The organism is Mesorhizobium sp. NPDC059025, assembly GCF_042739655.1.
GTDB lineage: Bacteria > Pseudomonadota > Alphaproteobacteria > Rhizobiales > Rhizobiaceae > Mesorhizobium.
In genome coordinates, this window is record NZ_JBHYIM010000002.1 from 144,564 (window position 1) to 160,449 (window position 15,886).

A 15,886-nucleotide genomic window follows, 5' to 3' on the forward strand; every position below is an offset into this window, starting at 1 on the left:
TTGGTCATCTGCTGTCACTCCCAAGGGTTTGATAGCTGTCAGGGATCGCTCGGAAACGCCGATCGGCGCCGATGAATTCGAGTTTCACCGAACCCGGTCGGCCACACATCGGCTGGCGTCTGATTTTTTTGGAAATCAGGAACGTGCAGTCCTTTTCATAGTCGCGATAGACGACTAAGCCAGCGTCGGCCTTATTGCGCCAATGCGCACTGCCGGCGAGGTCGTACAATCCAGGTACAGGCTCTTTGCCGTCGCTGTCGGCGCGCAATTTTGTGGGGTGGATGATCATCCAGACCGTGCAGCCGTGATGCTTGGCGAACCTCTTGCACTTCGAAATTAGCTGCGAAACAAACTCCGTTTCGGTCTGCTTTTCCGGCCGTGACGCCTCAAGCTCATTGTACGGGTCGATGACAATGTTCGTTACGCCATAGCGCACGACAGCAGCCCGCGCCCGCTCAAGGAGCCAATCGATTGACGGCGTGTGCTCGACTGCCCCGAGCAAATAGATGTGCTGGTTGAGCCAAGCCATGGCGTCGGAAACATCCCGGCTCGACATGCGTGGTGTAGGACCGTCGAAGAATGGAGCTCCCACCCAAACTTCGCACAGATCCGCGATGTGGTTTCCCTCGCCCGTCTCTGGCGAGAACATGGCCCACTTCTCGTCTCTGAGGCGGGCCGTCTGGACGATGATCTGATCCAGCACGCGCGACTTGCCGTGGTTAGGGATGCCTGTGACGGCGATGAACTGGCCGGGCACATATTTGAAGGCCTTGTCGACTTCGATGAACCCAGTCGATTGCGGCTGTGGCCCTTTTCCTTCGTAAAGGTCCATGACATCGACTGCGAAATCCTCGATCTCATGCAAACCGTCGATCGGCCAGGGTTCGCCGTTGGCGACGCATTCGCGCAGAACGTCGGCGCCGTGGTCGATGAGGCATTCGTCTGCGTCCTTACACTGAGCGTCACCCTGAGTTGGCATGCGAACGCGGTAGCAACGGTCTTTACCGACACGCCGCGCGATTTCCTGAGCCAATGCTTCGCCGGCCTCGTCCATGTCGGTGGCAATCAGCACGCGACGGACTTTCATCACAGCGTCCCAGTGGGTGCCGAAGGGTTCATAGCGCTTGTCGCTGGTTTCCGGCCCTGACGGCGCCCCGTTGGGGAGGGAAACCACCTGCTGAAAACCCGCCTCGACCATCGCCATCACGTCGATCTCGCCTTCGCAGATGATCAGGTCAGCGTCTGCGACGATGCTGTCGGCGTTGAAGAACACCGGCTCTGGATCTTTCTCCTGCCGGAAGTGCTTTTCGGCGGTCCGATACTTCACGTTTCGAAGGGTACCCTCCCACTCGTACGGGAAGGCGATGCATTCCTCTTCCCTTTCGGTTTGCGGGAACCATTGGCGGGTTTTGTACACGCCGAATTTCTCGACGGTCGCTTGGGAGATTCCGCGCTTTGCGAACCATGCCAGGAGGCTGTCGGGACGTTGCGGCTGGGCAATCCGCTCCGGTCGGCGATAGGCACGGTGCTCACGGACCGGACGATAGCCCTCTCCACCAGTCACCCCGCTCCAACCGCAGTGGTGGCAGTTCCAGACGGCCCGACCATCCTGCTCGACGCTGACGGACAGGCAGGGATCGGATTTCTTCCGCCGGCTGCTGGAGCAATTCGGACAAGTGGTCTTGTGGTTGCCGGCCTTGTCATCACGAAGCCGGATGCCGTGCGAGGCGAGAGCTGAGCGCGTGTCCTGCATCAACCCCTCCCGAACAGCGCGGCGCGGGTTAGGTCGCCGTTGGCATCGCGGGTCGGCCTGCCGTTGACCTCGATCCGCTGCCGACCCTGCATCGGACGGCTGTCGTCTGCCATGCCCTCAAACCGCCGGCTGGTCACGTATCGGACGAAATGCACCGGCCGGTATGTCGGGTCGGACTGGCAATGGGCGTTGAACGCCGCCAGAGATTTGGCGAGCAAGTCCCTGTCATCGTCTGCCAGCTTTCGCCAAGCGTTGAAGCCATCCTTCTTCGACATCAGTTTGTCGGTTGGATAGGCCTTCCAGACTTCCTCGAATTCAGGCGGGTACGAAATCCGGCTTGCCGGTTTCGGACAAGAAGCCTTAGCTTCTATATCTTCTCTTATCTTATCTAGGGCGACTTCCGACGAAGCACTTGCTTCACTTAAAGCATTGGCATTGTTGGATTTCGCCCGCGATTTCCCGGAAGAAGCGCCGCCTAAATGACCCGATTTTCTCCGACTTACTGCCAGTTCTTCCCGAGTTTTCCCTTCGTTTTTCGCCCGTTTGTTGGTCAAAAAGCGGCCTTCACGAACGAGCTTTCCAGCCTCAATAAGACGGTCGATCGTGCGTCTGACGGACGCCGATCCGACGTCTGAAAAGTACGATGCGATATGCTTGGGATCGTCGAGCGTCTGATGCCCGCCGTCGTAAATCAGATCGAGAACGACCGCATAGACAGCTATGTCTCGCTCAGTCATTCGCCTGACGCCCTCCAAGAAGGCGCGGGGCTCCCGTTTGTACCATTGCGCTCCACGATCGCTCATCTTGCACTCAGGCTTCGCCCTCTGGCTTGCTCGCAAGCAAGGCAAGGCGCTGAAATTCATCAGGATTAAACCGTGGGGGAACTCCACGGCGATTCGACAGGATCAATTTTGCCTGAGCAGCGGCGGCAAACACGGCAACGTTGATTGAGACAGCGCCTTTTGCGTCCTTGTCGCCAAGTTGCCAGGCTTTGGTTTTCCCGGCTTTGGTCAAGCGGCTCAACGCTTCCATCCGGAACATGATTGCAGTCAGGGTATGCGGCGACAGATTCCTCCCTTTGAAGGTTTCGAAGGTGACCCACATAACAGCATCGCTGTCTTGCTTGCGATCAGGGTTGGCGCGAACGTAATCATCCACCGCCGTCGCCACTTCTTCCAACAGTTCTGGAGTGATCGCCGCGTCGCGGATCAGCTTAAGCAAATTCGGCAAGGTCATACGAGACCTCCTGTAGCGTCGGAGGACACGATCTTCTGATCCGGTGGCAGATACAAGTTCAGGAACCGCAGCCAAGCTTGGGCAGCGTCGTGGCAATCCGGGAACGACAGTGACGCATCGGCTTTCCGCTTGGCACGCGCGTAAGCTTGGAAGGCATCATGCGCGGCGATCGCCGGGTTGGGAGGATCTACGTTGGTCACCGCACAACCCTCCCCTTTCTTGCTGCTTTGATCGCAGCTTCGATCTCGGCTTTAGACCAGCGGGAAGAGTTCCCGAGCTTCGTCGGCTCGGGAACCGTGCCATCGGCTATCCAGCGATAAAGGGTCGGGATGCTCACCCGCAGAAGATTGGCAACCTCGCCGGCTCTCAGGAGCGGATCAATGGTGTTCATTGGACCCGCCTTTGCTGACTTCATTGTCGAGGTGGTCGCCAATGAAACCAACCAGTTCGTAGGCCATAGCCAAAGCCTGATTGATATCGGAGCCGGCATCCACCGAGTTCGTATCGACGGGAAGATTGTCGGCCACACGCCGGCAAAGGTTGATGATCGCAGTTGCGCGCCATGCGCATTGCTGGAGTTGTTCGACGTTCAGCGTGAGGCTGAGCGGGAGAAGAAGGTCTGAAGAGCGGGTCATGCTTCGCGCTCCTCCCAATCGGGATCATAGGCGTTGATGAGCAAAGGCATCGAGGGGCTTGCGTCGAGCCTCACCATCCAGTCATTGGCGTTTGGCCAAAGGTCGGCAGCGGCCGCCTTCAGCTCTTTTATTGCGGCTTCCAAACGCTCACGCGGCGATTGAGGTGCGGCTTCGGCGTCAGCAATCGTACCGATCGAGGCCGCAACGCCGGCAGTGGCCGTGGTTCTGAGAAAAAGGCGGCGGGAGATGCTCATGCTGCCCGCCTTTCCCGCTCGGCGACGATCTGTTGGCGAACAATCTCTGCTGAGAGTGCTGACACAACCGGCAGTTCACCGCACATGTCCGCTTCGAACCCAACCAGGTTCCAGGCGCGCATTTCGGCCTCACTCACATCCGCCGGAGTTGCGGCCCGAGCGACATTGATTGCGGCCTGCTCGTACCCGCAGAAGAACTCCACCCACCGGTCAATAAGGCGTCCGGCTTCGTTGCTGCCATCTTCCTGATCGTCGTCACTGAACCGTGGCTGTCCGGCCAAGCCGCAGAGCACATCTGCAACGGTTCGCGATACTGCTCGGAAATCGCGGAGCTCCTTCATGTCCATGCGCCGAAGTGCGTCCATGTCGATTGCGCAGGTCATCGGCCCGCGAGGTGCTTGTGGATCGCGGTCGGGTTGGGTATGTTCCGTCATCATATTTGCTATCCTTACCGGGGTTGCTGGTGATCGTGGCTCGGAGAGGTTGCCGCCTCTGCCGGGCCTTTTGTTTGCGCGTGCTCCGAAAGAGCGCGGTCGAGGTAGTGGACAATTTCCGCGTTCATCGAACGCCGATTTTCAGCGGCGCATTCGCGAATGCGTTCGCGCATGCCATCCGGAAATCGGATGATGTACTTTTCAGCGTTTCTCGATTGCGTCATTAACGGCTCCTTAAACAGTATGGCCTAAGGCCAATATGGCCTAAGGCCGACATTGCCGCAAGCCAAATGTTGGCCTATTGCCATATTCTTTGGATAAGGGAGTCTTTCGTGGTCCAGGAGTCCGAGAGCCGCAGCTTAGACAAGGTCATCGTCCGCCTTCCGGATGGAATGCGCGAGAGGCTTAAGAAGGCTGCCGAAGCCAATAATCGTTCCATGAACGCTGAGATCGTGGCCCGTCTCGAAACCGGCTTGCTGGACGAAGACTACCTCACTGGCAGGAGTAGCGAAGCGCCAGTGATGTTTGCCGAGCGAGTTATGGAGCGGCTCAAATCATTCATTGACGACAGGATCAAAGACGAAGACTTCCTGCTAAGTTTGATCGTTGGTGATGGCGTTAAACGCAAGGCGACTTCAAACTCTCGTGAACTCGCCGAGCAAGCAGGCTCTGCGGCGCTTGCTCATATATGGGAACTTCGATCCATATACGGTTCAATACGAAAGAAAGAGCCTCCGAAACAAATACTTCTCGCTGCATTGACAGGGTACTTGTCGGCGGTGAGGCATCTTGTCGAGATTATGGAATACCAAGTAGGCAGCGAGGACTCCAAAAAACTCAGAGTGGAATTCGACTTAACAGAAAGCTTGATCCATTCCGTTTGGAGTATCTACAAATAACTATTTGCAATTCTTAGCTCTCATTATGGCCCTCATTGCTATCAAATTGGGTGCGATGACCAGAAAGCCCGGCCTCACTGCCCGCCAAATTACCGCGATTTGCAAAGGCGCCGCCCGCGCTGGATACATCCCGATCGTTCAGATCGGCGATGTAGCGGTACGCTTGGTTCCTGAGAACGCGGCTTCGGTAACTGTTAAACCCGTAAACCGGATCGACGAGCTGCTGGCCGCCCGCCCGGATCAACCAGCTCCACAAGATCGTCCAGGCATAGCAATCCAGAGCAAGCTGACCGAATTGGCTCGGTCCGATAGGCAGCATTGGAACAAGAACGAAACGAAAGAACAGAAAGCTGCCAGGCATGCAAAGGTCACGGCAAAATGGGAGACAGATTTGCTCCGTAGCGATCTGGAGCATCGCGAGCGGCGGGTGATCGAACAACTCGTTTCTAGAACCGCCGAACCACAGCATGTATCGACTATCGCCGATGCTGGACCGGTTACCATGGAGCGCCTAGAATTGCGCGGTCTCATCGAGTTCACCAAGTCTGCTAAAAACGAGATCGAGACAGTCACTTTGACAAAAAAGGGACGCGGGTTTCTCGCAGAACTAAACCGACGACGCGGCAGCGGTTACCTTTGAGGACGCTCAAGCAGCATCGCTAGGGGACAGCGGCCGGTGACCCGAATCTACACGCGTGAAGAGATCTACAACCTCGTTTGGTCAACGCCAATTTCGCAGGTGGCCGGGCGGTTCGGTCTCTCCGACAACGGTTTTGCTAAGATTTGCCGGAAGCATGAAATACCGTTACCTGGCCGTGGTTATTGGGCGAAAATTGAAGCTGGGCACAGCGTATCCAAACCTGTCCTTCCCGCAGTTAGTGACCCATCATTGCATGGACTGAACCTTAGACGCGTCCTGCACGCCCCAGCATATTTCCTAGGTGAAAGAGGAAGAGCACATCTTCAGCATCTCTCGGAAAGGCGAGCGCTCGCGAAAAGGCGGAAGGAACGGGAAGCGGCCCGCGATGCGTTCATCGTTGAGATGGCCTCTGCTCAGCGGAAGATAGACGAGTTTAAGTCGGGGTTGGCCCTATTGCTGGCCTCTCCAAGTGCCTCTCCTGAATACACGCGGCTAGTCAGTTGGGCGAAGGAGCGTGTGATGCAACTTCAACAAGCACAGGCGGAAGCCGTTGCCGCCAGGTTAGCTGAAAAGAGGCTTTTTCCAGAGCCCGACGAACTTTACGATCCGGAAGGTGACCCTCCATCCGGGAGCGGAGTATGGGATTGAAACGATGGCCGAAGAGCCGACGCTGCCACCAGTTATGACGCCGAAAATGCTGGCCGACGCATGGCATTGTTCGGAACGCCACATCCGCAACTTGATCGAAAGCGGAGAATTGAAGGCATTTAAGCTCGGAGAGAAGCTACTTCGCATCACTACAAATGAGGCCGAGCTGTTTCGGCAGAGGAACTCGACCTCCGCCAAGGAGGCGGCGACCCTATCAAGCAGTCCCACGGAAGTTGAGCAGGACCAACCTGAGGCGACTATTTCCGACAAGAAACGCCGGAAACCTGCCGCGCCTCGATTGGATCTTCTCCGGCGAAGGGGACCAAAGTTTTGACCAACGACCGACCAGAGAAAAAGAAGCTTGGTCCGACCGCTGAAGCGCGCTTAAAGCACTTAGGCTTGGACGACGCCTCGCCCGCACAGCCTCCCGGTGAACCTCCAGAATCTAAAACCACAAAGCTGATCGCTGAGATTGAGAGCTGGGAATGGGACTACTCGTTGTCCGCGGTCAGAAATCCTCATTCACGCGACGACTGGAAGCGCCAGGAATTTCGTCACCTTGTTCTCAAAGGCAACCTCATCCGTCCAAGCAGATTCAAACTCCGGGCGGTTCAGCTCACCATTGTTCCTACCGAACCAGAAGTCGATGAAACTCGGTCGAGCGAGAGCATTGGCTATCTCGGCCGCTCTAGGTCTCTATGGAAGCCATTGGTCAGCATACCAGCCAGCGGACTGGTGCCCATTCTCACTATCGCAGACCGACTGAAGTTCTTCATCATTGAGGCCTTTGGCGATCCTCGCCTCTCACCGGACATTCGCAGCTTTTCATTGAGGATGGCCGTGGATGATGAGGAGCTTCAGGAGTAGCTAGGTGCGTTTGCTACTTCCGCAAATAGCTCTTCCGTCCGCTATCCGTGAAGCAGTAATGCCCGCCGCGCGGCCCGACGCAGTACTGCCCTGCCCTGCATGAGCATTCGCCCTGGCCGGCAGTCGGTGCCATCTCTGAAGCACTCGGATCGCTTAGCAGTCCCACCGCGCCGGATGAAGCAGTTCCCATATCCGCCGAGCAGTTTCGCTTGCTGGCGCTGACCGAACCGTCATTGCAGATGAAGGTTCTGCCCTGGCAGTGAGAGATGCCGCCTTTGCGACCGCTGCATGGGGTGTTTGCTGCGAAAGCTGGTTGCAGGGCCAAGCCAGTCCAACAAAGGGAGGCAATTAGCCATCCAGTAATACGCCCACCAGCCACCTGATATTCCTTTACTCGTTGTTTCCATCCACAAGTAATTCCGAAGCGGGTACGCAGCAAATCTGACTTGCGCGCTCAGCCAAAGCAAGCGAAGCTTTGGCATGCTCTGGGAGGGCGAGCAGAAGAATGCCGCTGGAAAAACCGCAACGTCGCGACGCTCGCGTGAAAAACAGAGCTCGCGGGAGAACAATGCTGGATTTGACGACCTGTGATCCGAAAGTGATTGGGGCGCTTAAGCAAGCTGCAGCTACGGCTTGGTATGGTGGAAGTGCGTACCACCGACCAGCAGGTTCTCGAATGGGTATCCCCGCGGGCAGACGCTACCCGCATGCTAGCAAGTGTGACCCCCGATGGACAAAAGATCTAGCGACACATGCGTTGAGGGAAGCTATGCGTGCCGGTCGAGTTTCGATGGCCTTGGAGGGCAAGTACCCTAGGTATGCTTGGCACCTCGAAGATACCGTTCTATATGAAGCGCGGCTGACCAATCGCCAATCTGGCGAGTATCATGCCTATCCACTTGAAGATCGACGCGAATGGCCGACGAATTTGAGATAAAATCTGGCGATCTATCCATAAATTTCAAATGGATCGACTCAGCCACAACAACTAGCGCTGCGCTGGACGCGACGCTGGCTCGGCTGAGTATTGGTCTGCGGGATACATTCGCCACTAATTACAAGTCGGACAAAGGCGACGTTGGCGACAAAGTTGAAATTCCAATCTACTCCTTGGCTGAGTGGATCGTGAGCAATTGGTGGGCACTTCTGTTCGAGCCGCGCAAGAATGAAGGCGAGGACGAAGATGGGTATATGTCCCGTCATTGGCTCGGCAGCGCACGCGCTGGATTTGCACTTCCAGATCTGTGGCTGGTTCCAACAGGCGACCAGATTGAATTCTCAAGTCGGCAGGCGTACCTACGCTTTGCACGACTGACGTTTACGGAACAAACAACCTGTGAAGTTCCCCGAGACAGTGTTCGACAAGTTTTCGGTCAACTTGTTTCCGAAGTCGTTAAGCGCCTGAAGACCCGCGAAATTGGCGAAACTCTTGTGAGCGAGCTCTGGGGGCTGATCAGCAGCACCACGCCTAATCAGGAATTTTACTGTACTTTAATGGGAGCCTTGGGACTTAATCCCTACGACGAGAACAGTCAAATTGACCGCATCCTAGACGAAATATCTGATCATCTGACGCCAAGTGCGCTTCTAGATCTTTGCCAGGCATCCGACGAATTTACCTTGCGCCGAAGTGCAGCCATTGCATCTGGCGCTTATGATGCATTGACAGACGCCAGGCCGTTTTCTCTCGCCTCGCTCCAGCCTGCGTTTAGGCGCCTGCCTTCTGATGACATTCCTGCTTGGCGCGGAGGAATCGACGCAGCACATCGCGTCCGACAAGAAATCGGCGTGTCCGCAAATGACCCAGAGGGTGGAACAACGCTATTTGATAAGTTTGGAATTGATTGCTCGACTGACAACCACGTTGTGGCAACGGAACAAACTGATTTTGCAGGTGTTTCCGGGGCGCTCGATCCCGAAAATATCGATGAGGTTCGCCTATCGATGGTTGAGCGCAAAGAGTCTCAGAGACGATTTACTGCGGCCAGGGGCATATTTCTGACGCTGGACCAGAGGCAACACCCGGACAAGCGGCTTATCACGACAGCTAGAACTCGCGATCAGCAAGCCAGTCGAGCTTTCGCCGCCGAATTATTAGCTCCTATCAGACATATCCGGGCAAGGTCGGGCGGTAGTTCAATTTCGACATACCGAGTGCAAGAAATAGCCGAAGAACTCAATGTGTCGCCCTGGGTCGTCAAGTGGCAAGCCACCAATAATCGCATTCATGTAATCGACAGCTACTAACCCTGAACGTAGAGAGCCCACCGCTCCATCAACGTGCGCCGCTGATCGAGATAGTCCGTCCGGCGATAGGCGCGCTCCACGGTACCGCCTACAATATGCCCCAAGACAGTCTCAGCCACCTCGTGTGGTGTCGTCGTCGTTTCCGCGATCCAATCGCGCAGGCTCGATCGGAAACCATGCGGCCGATACTCCATTTCAGCCCGCTGCATGAACATGCCCATCGTCATGTCCGAGATGACGCCTTTCCGCTGACTAGGGAGTAGGTAACCTTCTCTGGCCTGGCGCCGAGCCTCGTTGATAACTTCCATCGCTCCAGAAGACAGCGGCACCCGGAAATCGGCGGTCGCGTCTCGCTTGCCCTTCATGGCTTCGCCAGGGATCGTCCAGACATCGCCAGCTATCTGATCCTCATGAATATGCCTCAGTGGCCCTGAGCGAACGCCTGTGAGGATCAGAAGCCGCAAGGCAAGATGCGTGACGCTGCCGTTGTTGAGGCTAGCGTAGAACGTCGGCACGTCCTTCCAGGGCATCGCCGGAATGTTCTCAGCCTTATGACGCTGCTTGCCAAGCAGTGCCCTAGCCTTGTCGGTCGCCTGCAGATCGACATCCAAGCCGAGAGCCGCAGCATGCCGCAGGCAGATGGCAAGTCTGCTCAGCGCCTTGCTCGCTGTCTCAGCCTTAGAGTGCCAGATCGGAGCAAGCGTATCGCGGATATCCTTTTGATCTAGATCCGCGACTGGAATTTTTCCAAGCTTCGGCAGGATATGCAGTTCCAAGGGCGAAAACCACCGGCCAGCCCTGCCGTCGCCCTTCAATTCGGCCTTACGGGCTTCGAAAGCCTCTTCTGCAATGTCCTTCAGCATGTGGATGTTTCGGGCTGCCTGCCGGCGCTTGCGCGCACGCTCCTTGATAGGGTCCATCCCCGCGCGAACCACCTTCCGGCAGTCGCTAGCCGTTTCCCGCGCTTCCTTAAGCGTTACATGGGTTGCAGAGCCTAAACCCATCTCCCTGCGGCGACCGTGGATCGTAAAACGGAGCACCCATTGCGCACCATTTTCGCGCTTGTAGAGCCACAGACCGCCGCCGTCGGCGTGCTTGCCCGCAGAAAGCGAGGCTATGCCCTTAACGGTCAGTCGATTCATCACTCCCACTGCTTCGGACTCCCTGTTCTGACGTCCCCTGAAAAATCCCCATTCAATCGTGCGCTAGGCTGCAACGAGATGAGAAGAGATGAAACGGAACGAAACAGGAAACCCCAATAGGGTCAATGACCTTGAGAAGAGATGAGAGGCGCTGATAAGCCCTGATATTTCAAAGGGATGCCCTTCATCCGCCCCTACTCCAGGACATCTCTAGCTATGCGACTGCTGAGGTTGAGACAGAGGTCTTAACCTCGAGTCTGGCAGTGACAGCACAGAAATGAAACCGCTGTTGCGTTCTATCGCAACGGTGGGCTAATAGCCCGGAACGGGGGGGATACCTATGAAGAAAACTTTGGCGGGCTTCGCCATCGCGGTGGTGATGCTCGCAACTTCAGTTACTGGTTGGTTTGCTGTGAAAAATCGTGAGGTCGATATCATTGATCTCGATCAGATTTCGCTAAAGCAGTTCAATTGGTCATCAAGAGCATTGTTTGAAAAACCATTTTCCGAATTGATAACCGAGGATAATCCGCTACTGAGCACGTGGGCAGTCTGGGCGAATTTCTATAGTACTAGAGATGCTGCGGAAGCGTCTAAACGCCTTGATCAGATTATCGCGAAGTATAATCTGAATCGCATGGCAAAGCTTACCTATGGGTTCCAGCACGAGAAGCTTGCGCCGGGTTGGTGGTCCGGAATGGACATGTTCTTCATGCCGATGGTTTTGGTGGCCGTTGCCGAGAAAACTGGTAATGAAAATTATATAGGCCTAGCCAGGAAGATGCTCGATCTCGCTCTAACTTCACCAGAAGAAGGCGGCTCGATGTGGCCAGACAATGGAAGTGGCTGCTGGCTTTCAGAATATTCCTGGGAAGGCATGAAGAGAGAGGATGAGTACTACGTCCTTAACGGCCACCTATTTGCCCTCACATCGCTAAAAATCCTTGCAGACAAACTTGGATCTCCAAAGCTCCAGTCGGCTTTCGAATGTGCTACGGCAGGCACAGTTAAGCTTGCCGATCGGTTTCTCAAGGATACGAAATGGCCGTTGTACATGTTGCATAAGCCGACGATCAATCCACCTCACTACCTGCTGTTCGAGCAATTGCAGTTTGCCGGTTTGTATCAGTTGTCGGGGTACCCCTTCTTCAAACAGCAAGAGATCAACCGAAGCGACGTATTTAGCCGATATTATCCGGTATATCTCGTCAACGGACGGGAGGGGCGAACAGTTTTCTTTTCGTCCTCTGGGAATCCTCATCCTTACAATCTCGATCTCTTTGAGATACATCTCAATTGCTCGGATGGGGACCAATCTGTCAGCTACCAGACTGACAATCGAAGAGGTTTCATGCGCTGGGCATTCGCTTTCGGCCCTTCACCAGCAACGCCTACTTGCTCTGTCATGTCGAACTACATGGACCAAGCTTTCGAGATCTACCAAACGAATTGGTTTCGCGAAGTGAATAGCGACGATGCCGCCGTAACCATCGCATCCCCCATCTATCCAAGCCTTGATGCAGTAAAAGGTGAAGATGGATGGATCAAGATTGACCCGTCAGTGACGTCATCGCCCCCTGGGGAAAAGACGTACCTCGATGACGAAGCCCGTCTCGATCTAAAATTCCCAAATCGGGCCTTATCTGATGCGGCCATTGTATCAATCGAAGTGGAGACGGACGCGCCAATGAAAATGGCGGTTCGTTTGCATGATGGGGATATGATGGTTGAGAGATACCTTATTCCCGGCTCTGCCGGCATCAAACAAATTATGTCGTTTTCAAAACTGGGATTTGAAGGCGCTGACGATTTGATGAGCATTGACGGTATCACCCTTGTCATATTTACGGACAAAATGACCCAACCTGCTCATATAAGGTTAGGGCGAGTCTCGATCGCAGAAAACCAATATGAGTTCTTTCGGGTGCTTGAGAAAAGCGATGGTGCCGTCGTTTTCGAAAAATAGATCGATCACTTGCTGACATTGCGCTGAAGATTTCGTACCACATTCCCTTGTGACGATGGTTGAAACTCTACTATCAGGCCGCCAGCTAAGATGTAGGTTGAGTTAAGTGAGACACATGATGCCCGGAACGACAAAAGTGGCGAGAGAGGCGCTTCTTGGGAGGAATGCAGTAATAGCCAAAGTCCATGGGCAACGTCCGTGGAGGCGAGTTCCCGCACGGAGCAAGCGGCTCTCAAGGTACGATCTCGGAACCGGTTGAGCAACGCGCGTAGTGGCGGAAGCGACAGCCCGACTATTTACTGTCTGATTGCACTTGGACTGATCGTCGAATAGCCTATCATGTGGCTACCTCGCGTGCTTTCCTGTTAGACGTCGCCGATCCAGCGATGCTGCGACAGGTTGCCGAAAGTGCGGGGTCAGCGCGCCGCACAGGCAGAGGTGGCCACCTACAAGAACTATGCCGTGCAAGAAGCGCGGCGCTTCATTTCGATCTACGACAAATACGCCGAGGCGCCCAACCTCATCCTCACCAATTTTTCCTAACCTCACGGCTTTTCGTTGCGCTCGCGTTTTCGATGGGCGGCTGACCAGATGCCAGATGGTCGCGCTCGCAGCCGTGGGTTAGAATTTGCGCCATACAAACATAACACACTTCCCAATGCGTCTCGACGTTTCCTACCCTCGACATCGCCATGCACCTACCGGCACCCTCTTAATAAAGCGGCTCCTCGAACAGCGTCTTGTCGCCGTCGACCAGTGCCTTGATCTGCGGGGTACCGTCCTTGGCCAGCGCAACGCGTACCCCGAAGGGGCGAACACGCATGTCGGTCTCGATCGCCCGCCCCTGGCCCTCCGGCAAATAGAAGCGCTCGATGCCGTAGTCCGGCGAGAGCGTGGCATCCGGCTCAAAAGAATGGTCCGCAGGAATGTAACCAGGAGGAATTGAGCCCGCGATGTCGGCTTGGTCCACACCAGGAGCGGACGGCGGGGTGCCAAAGAAAACGGAAACTGGACGCCAATAGCCATCGGCATCTTTCTTCAGCCGTACCAATATGCGCTCAACTGGCGCTTTTGTCCGACCGGCCTCCAGATCAGCCACGAGCTTTGCCGGAATGGTGGAGATCTCGTACCCCAACCGGACATAGTCACCCCGCAACAGGTCACGCGGGTCGACGGGCTCGACCTTCAACAGGACCTCAGTGCCGTTGCGCAGGATGGCGGCGCGGCCGGCGATGATCCAGCTCAGGAAGCCGATCTGGACAAGCGCCAGAACGACGGCGGAGATGATGAGCTTCTTTCCGGTCATGATGCTGCCCCTCCCTCCGTTGCATGTCCACGCATGCGCTTTTCAACGCGAATGATGACAAAGGCGAGAAGGCCAAGGATCACCGCCGCAGCAAGGAAGAAGCTGGCCGTGTCCAGCATCGTCCCCATCATGACGAGATAGATCCAGACCAGTTCGTAGGCGAAACCGATGTAAGCGAGCCAGCGCAGGCCACGGCTGTCACGCCCGGCCAACACGATGGCGGCAACGATGCCGGCGAGCATCAGCGCCGAGGTGAGGATCAGGCCTCCCCCCTCGTCATATTCGAATTGCAGGATGGCCATCCCGATGAGGAAACCAAGGAAGGCATGCAACGGCAGTCGCCCGCCAAGTTGCAACAGGCTATCCAGCGGCTCGGATGCATAGACCGCCGCCGCAAAGACCGCAGCCGAGCCGATCGCCAGCTGAATCGCCATCGCATCCCACTCGTCTGCCACGGCAACGAAGCCCGCATAGATAATGAGCGACAGGATGATGAGGTGTCGGGACGGCTGGCTGCGCGTCCAGTAGGAGATCAGGAACAGCGCGAATGCCATCAACACATAGAGATAAGGAATATCGAATCCGCTGCGGAAGTCGAAGCCGTTGAGCAGCATCATGACCATCCAGCCGTCGGCGATGGCCACCGCCATGACGGTGAGCGGATTCGAGCGCAGCGCTGCCGCGGCAAGCGCGGTGCCGGCACACCAGGTGAGGATCGCGCCGGATTCGTCGCCCGAGAAATGATACATCTGGCCAATCAGTGCGATCGCGCCACCGAAGGCAGCCGCCGCAACCACCCATGCGGCCTCCGCAAAGGCGGGATGGTCGCGCAGCTTCAGCCATGCGCCGCCTACATAGCCCGCCGCGATGACGGCAAAGACAGCCACCACGCGCGCGATGCGCGGGATGGTCTCCCAGTTGGCAGCGATGAAGATAAGGATGGCGGCGCCAAGCAGAATGGCCGCCAGCATGGCAAGGACCGTTCCGAAGGAAAGAGAGCGGCGCACATTCGCTTCGATGTCGCGGCGCAGTTTTTCGGCGGTTTCAGCATCGATCAGGCCGTTTTCGACCCAACGCGCGATATCCTGCCCGACCTTGCTCGCATAGCTTGCCAAGAGTCTCACTCCACTATTTTAGTCGGATTACCAGCCGGTCGGAGCAAATCATTGGCAGCGCGTCATTTTCCGATTCTGGCTTCTTTATGACGATGGTGTGAAATGGCTGCCATGTTGCATTGCACAAAACGCATTGCTGCCATGCGACAATCGCACTTTTAAATCGATATGGGTCCACCTATTTTAGCACCGTACAGAAAAGATGAACGAACGAACAAAGACGTAAACGAGCAAATATCATGAACCTGATCCGCAACTACCGCAACTGGCGCCGCTACCGGGACACCGTTTCCGAGCTGAGCCGCCTGAGCAACCGTGAGCTGAGCGATATCGGCATCAGCCGCAGCGACATCCCTTACGTGGCCCGCAAGGCTGCGTAACCAGTCGGGCCGAACCCGGCCCGAACCGAATTGAGAGACACGACAATGAACCTGATCCGCAGCTACCGTAACTGGCGCGCCTACCGCGACACGGTCGAACAGCTCGGTCGCCTGTCGAACCGCCAGCTGGAAGACATCGGCCTGTTCCGTATGGAAATCAAGCAGGCCGCTCGCAAGGCGAGCTAAGCAATTTCGCCAGGGTCTACCTCCTCCCAGACCCTGACGGATACGGTCACCCCTTACCTCCTCCCAAGGGTTGACCACCGAAATGGCGCCCGCCGCACTCCTCCTCCCAGCGGCGGGCGTTATTTCCGAATGAGAGTTTCGTCCTCTCTGATTGGCGAAAGAGATTTTGTCAGAGCCG

22 protein-coding genes are annotated in these 15,886 nt (G+C 56.1%); 10 read left to right on the forward strand and 12 right to left on the reverse strand.

The genetic code is table 11. The features are described from left to right. Positions 1 to 4: 4 nt before the first annotated feature. The 9 genes from ACFWYE_RS04815 to ACFWYE_RS04855 form a co-directional block, all read right to left on the reverse strand. Positions 5 to 1,753, reverse strand: coding sequence for a toprim domain-containing protein (locus ACFWYE_RS04815; protein WP_379109940.1), 1,749 nt, complete (start codon positions 1,751 to 1,753; stop codon positions 5 to 7). After that, on the reverse strand, positions 1,753 to 2,490 hold the full coding sequence (locus ACFWYE_RS04820; RefSeq protein WP_379109942.1) for a hypothetical protein: 738 nt from the start codon (positions 2,488 to 2,490) through the stop codon (positions 1,753 to 1,755). Before ACFWYE_RS04820 ends, ACFWYE_RS04815 begins: the two co-directional genes overlap by 1 nt. A gap of 73 nt (positions 2,491 to 2,563) precedes the next feature. Continuing rightward, a complete protein-coding gene (locus ACFWYE_RS04825) occupies positions 2,564 to 2,989 on the reverse strand; it encodes a hypothetical protein (RefSeq protein ID WP_379109944.1) in 426 nt (141 codons plus the stop codon). Then, positions 2,986 to 3,189 (reverse strand): hypothetical protein, encoded by a 204-nt coding sequence (locus ACFWYE_RS04830; protein ID WP_379109946.1) that lies wholly within the window; start codon positions 3,187 to 3,189, stop codon positions 2,986 to 2,988. The genes ACFWYE_RS04825 and ACFWYE_RS04830 overlap by 4 nt, the downstream gene beginning before the upstream one ends. After that, on the reverse strand, positions 3,186 to 3,380 hold the full coding sequence (locus ACFWYE_RS04835; RefSeq protein ID WP_379109947.1) for a helix-turn-helix transcriptional regulator: 195 nt from the start codon (positions 3,378 to 3,380) through the stop codon (positions 3,186 to 3,188). The genes ACFWYE_RS04830 and ACFWYE_RS04835 overlap by 4 nt, the downstream gene beginning before the upstream one ends. After that, positions 3,367 to 3,624: a hypothetical protein gene (locus ACFWYE_RS04840; RefSeq protein ID WP_379109948.1), complete on the reverse strand. Its 258-nt coding sequence runs from the start codon at positions 3,622 to 3,624 to the stop codon at positions 3,367 to 3,369. Before ACFWYE_RS04840 ends, ACFWYE_RS04835 begins: the two co-directional genes overlap by 14 nt. Beyond that, positions 3,621 to 3,878: a twin-arginine translocation signal domain-containing protein gene (locus ACFWYE_RS04845; RefSeq protein WP_379109950.1), complete on the reverse strand. Its 258-nt coding sequence runs from the start codon at positions 3,876 to 3,878 to the stop codon at positions 3,621 to 3,623. Before ACFWYE_RS04845 ends, ACFWYE_RS04840 begins: the two co-directional genes overlap by 4 nt. Further along, positions 3,875 to 4,315, reverse strand: a complete 441-nt coding sequence (locus ACFWYE_RS04850) for a hypothetical protein (RefSeq protein WP_379109952.1) — start codon at positions 4,313 to 4,315, stop codon at positions 3,875 to 3,877. The genes ACFWYE_RS04845 and ACFWYE_RS04850 overlap by 4 nt, the downstream gene beginning before the upstream one ends. Positions 4,316 to 4,326: 11 nt before the next feature. Continuing rightward, positions 4,327 to 4,536, reverse strand: a complete 210-nt coding sequence (locus ACFWYE_RS04855; RefSeq protein ID WP_379109953.1) for an Arc family DNA-binding protein — start codon at positions 4,534 to 4,536, stop codon at positions 4,327 to 4,329. 108 nt (positions 4,537 to 4,644) lie between these two features. Between ACFWYE_RS04855 and ACFWYE_RS04860 the strand changes: the two genes are divergently transcribed. From ACFWYE_RS04860 to ACFWYE_RS04885, 6 genes are all read left to right on the forward strand, one after another. Beyond that, positions 4,645 to 5,211 carry an Arc family DNA-binding protein gene (locus tag ACFWYE_RS04860; RefSeq protein ID WP_379109955.1) on the forward strand — a complete coding sequence of 189 codons (567 nt, stop codon included), beginning with the start codon at positions 4,645 to 4,647 and terminating at the stop codon, positions 5,209 to 5,211. A 25-nt stretch (positions 5,212 to 5,236) separates the two neighbouring features. Continuing rightward, positions 5,237 to 5,851: a hypothetical protein gene (locus tag ACFWYE_RS04865; protein WP_379109957.1), complete on the forward strand. Its 615-nt coding sequence runs from the start codon at positions 5,237 to 5,239 to the stop codon at positions 5,849 to 5,851. Between the two features lie 36 nt (positions 5,852 to 5,887). Continuing rightward, positions 5,888 to 6,499, forward strand: coding sequence for a hypothetical protein (locus ACFWYE_RS04870; protein WP_379109959.1), 612 nt, complete (start codon positions 5,888 to 5,890; stop codon positions 6,497 to 6,499). A 4-nt stretch (positions 6,500 to 6,503) separates the two neighbouring features. Beyond that, positions 6,504 to 6,833 (forward strand): hypothetical protein, encoded by a 330-nt coding sequence (locus tag ACFWYE_RS04875; RefSeq protein WP_379109961.1) that lies wholly within the window; start codon positions 6,504 to 6,506, stop codon positions 6,831 to 6,833. After that, a complete protein-coding gene (locus ACFWYE_RS04880) occupies positions 6,830 to 7,366 on the forward strand; it encodes a hypothetical protein (protein ID WP_379109963.1) in 537 nt (178 codons plus the stop codon). The genes ACFWYE_RS04875 and ACFWYE_RS04880 overlap by 4 nt, the downstream gene beginning before the upstream one ends. 915 nt (positions 7,367 to 8,281) lie before the next feature. Next, positions 8,282 to 9,613 carry a hypothetical protein gene (locus ACFWYE_RS04885; protein WP_379109965.1) on the forward strand — a complete coding sequence of 444 codons (1,332 nt, stop codon included), beginning with the start codon at positions 8,282 to 8,284 and terminating at the stop codon, positions 9,611 to 9,613. On the opposite strand, the gene ACFWYE_RS04890 is transcribed toward ACFWYE_RS04885, so the two are convergent. Next, positions 9,610 to 10,764, reverse strand: a complete 1,155-nt coding sequence (locus ACFWYE_RS04890) for a tyrosine-type recombinase/integrase (protein ID WP_379109967.1) — start codon at positions 10,762 to 10,764, stop codon at positions 9,610 to 9,612. The genes ACFWYE_RS04885 and ACFWYE_RS04890 overlap by 4 nt on opposite strands. Positions 10,765 to 11,095: 331 nt before the next feature. Here ACFWYE_RS04890 and ACFWYE_RS04895 point away from each other — a divergent pair, with 331 nt between their 5' ends. Next, on the forward strand, positions 11,096 to 12,721 hold the full coding sequence (locus ACFWYE_RS04895; protein WP_379109969.1) for a D-glucuronyl C5-epimerase family protein: 1,626 nt from the start codon (positions 11,096 to 11,098) through the stop codon (positions 12,719 to 12,721). Positions 12,722 to 13,129: 408 nt separating this feature from the next. Then, positions 13,130 to 13,264: a hypothetical protein gene (locus ACFWYE_RS04900; RefSeq protein ID WP_379109971.1), complete on the forward strand. Its 135-nt coding sequence runs from the start codon at positions 13,130 to 13,132 to the stop codon at positions 13,262 to 13,264. Positions 13,265 to 13,433: 169 nt separating this feature from the next. On the opposite strand, the gene ACFWYE_RS04905 is transcribed toward ACFWYE_RS04900, so the two are convergent. Together ACFWYE_RS04905 and ACFWYE_RS04910 are read right to left on the reverse strand one after the other, a co-directional pair. Further along, positions 13,434 to 14,030, reverse strand: a complete 597-nt coding sequence (locus tag ACFWYE_RS04905; RefSeq protein ID WP_379073078.1) for a GDYXXLXY domain-containing protein — start codon at positions 14,028 to 14,030, stop codon at positions 13,434 to 13,436. After that, entirely contained in the window at positions 14,024 to 15,142 is a 1,119-nt protein-coding gene (locus tag ACFWYE_RS04910; protein ID WP_379109973.1) for a DUF2157 domain-containing protein, read from the reverse strand. Before ACFWYE_RS04910 ends, ACFWYE_RS04905 begins: the two co-directional genes overlap by 7 nt. Positions 15,143 to 15,381: 239 nt before the next feature. Here ACFWYE_RS04910 and ACFWYE_RS04915 point away from each other — a divergent pair, with 239 nt between their 5' ends. Beyond that, a complete protein-coding gene (locus ACFWYE_RS04915; protein WP_129415560.1) occupies positions 15,382 to 15,522 on the forward strand; it encodes a DUF1127 domain-containing protein in 141 nt (46 codons plus the stop codon). Between the two features lie 45 nt (positions 15,523 to 15,567). After that, positions 15,568 to 15,708 (forward strand): DUF1127 domain-containing protein, encoded by a 141-nt coding sequence (locus ACFWYE_RS04920; RefSeq protein WP_129415561.1) that lies wholly within the window; start codon positions 15,568 to 15,570, stop codon positions 15,706 to 15,708. Positions 15,709 to 15,886: the final 178 nt, after the last annotated feature.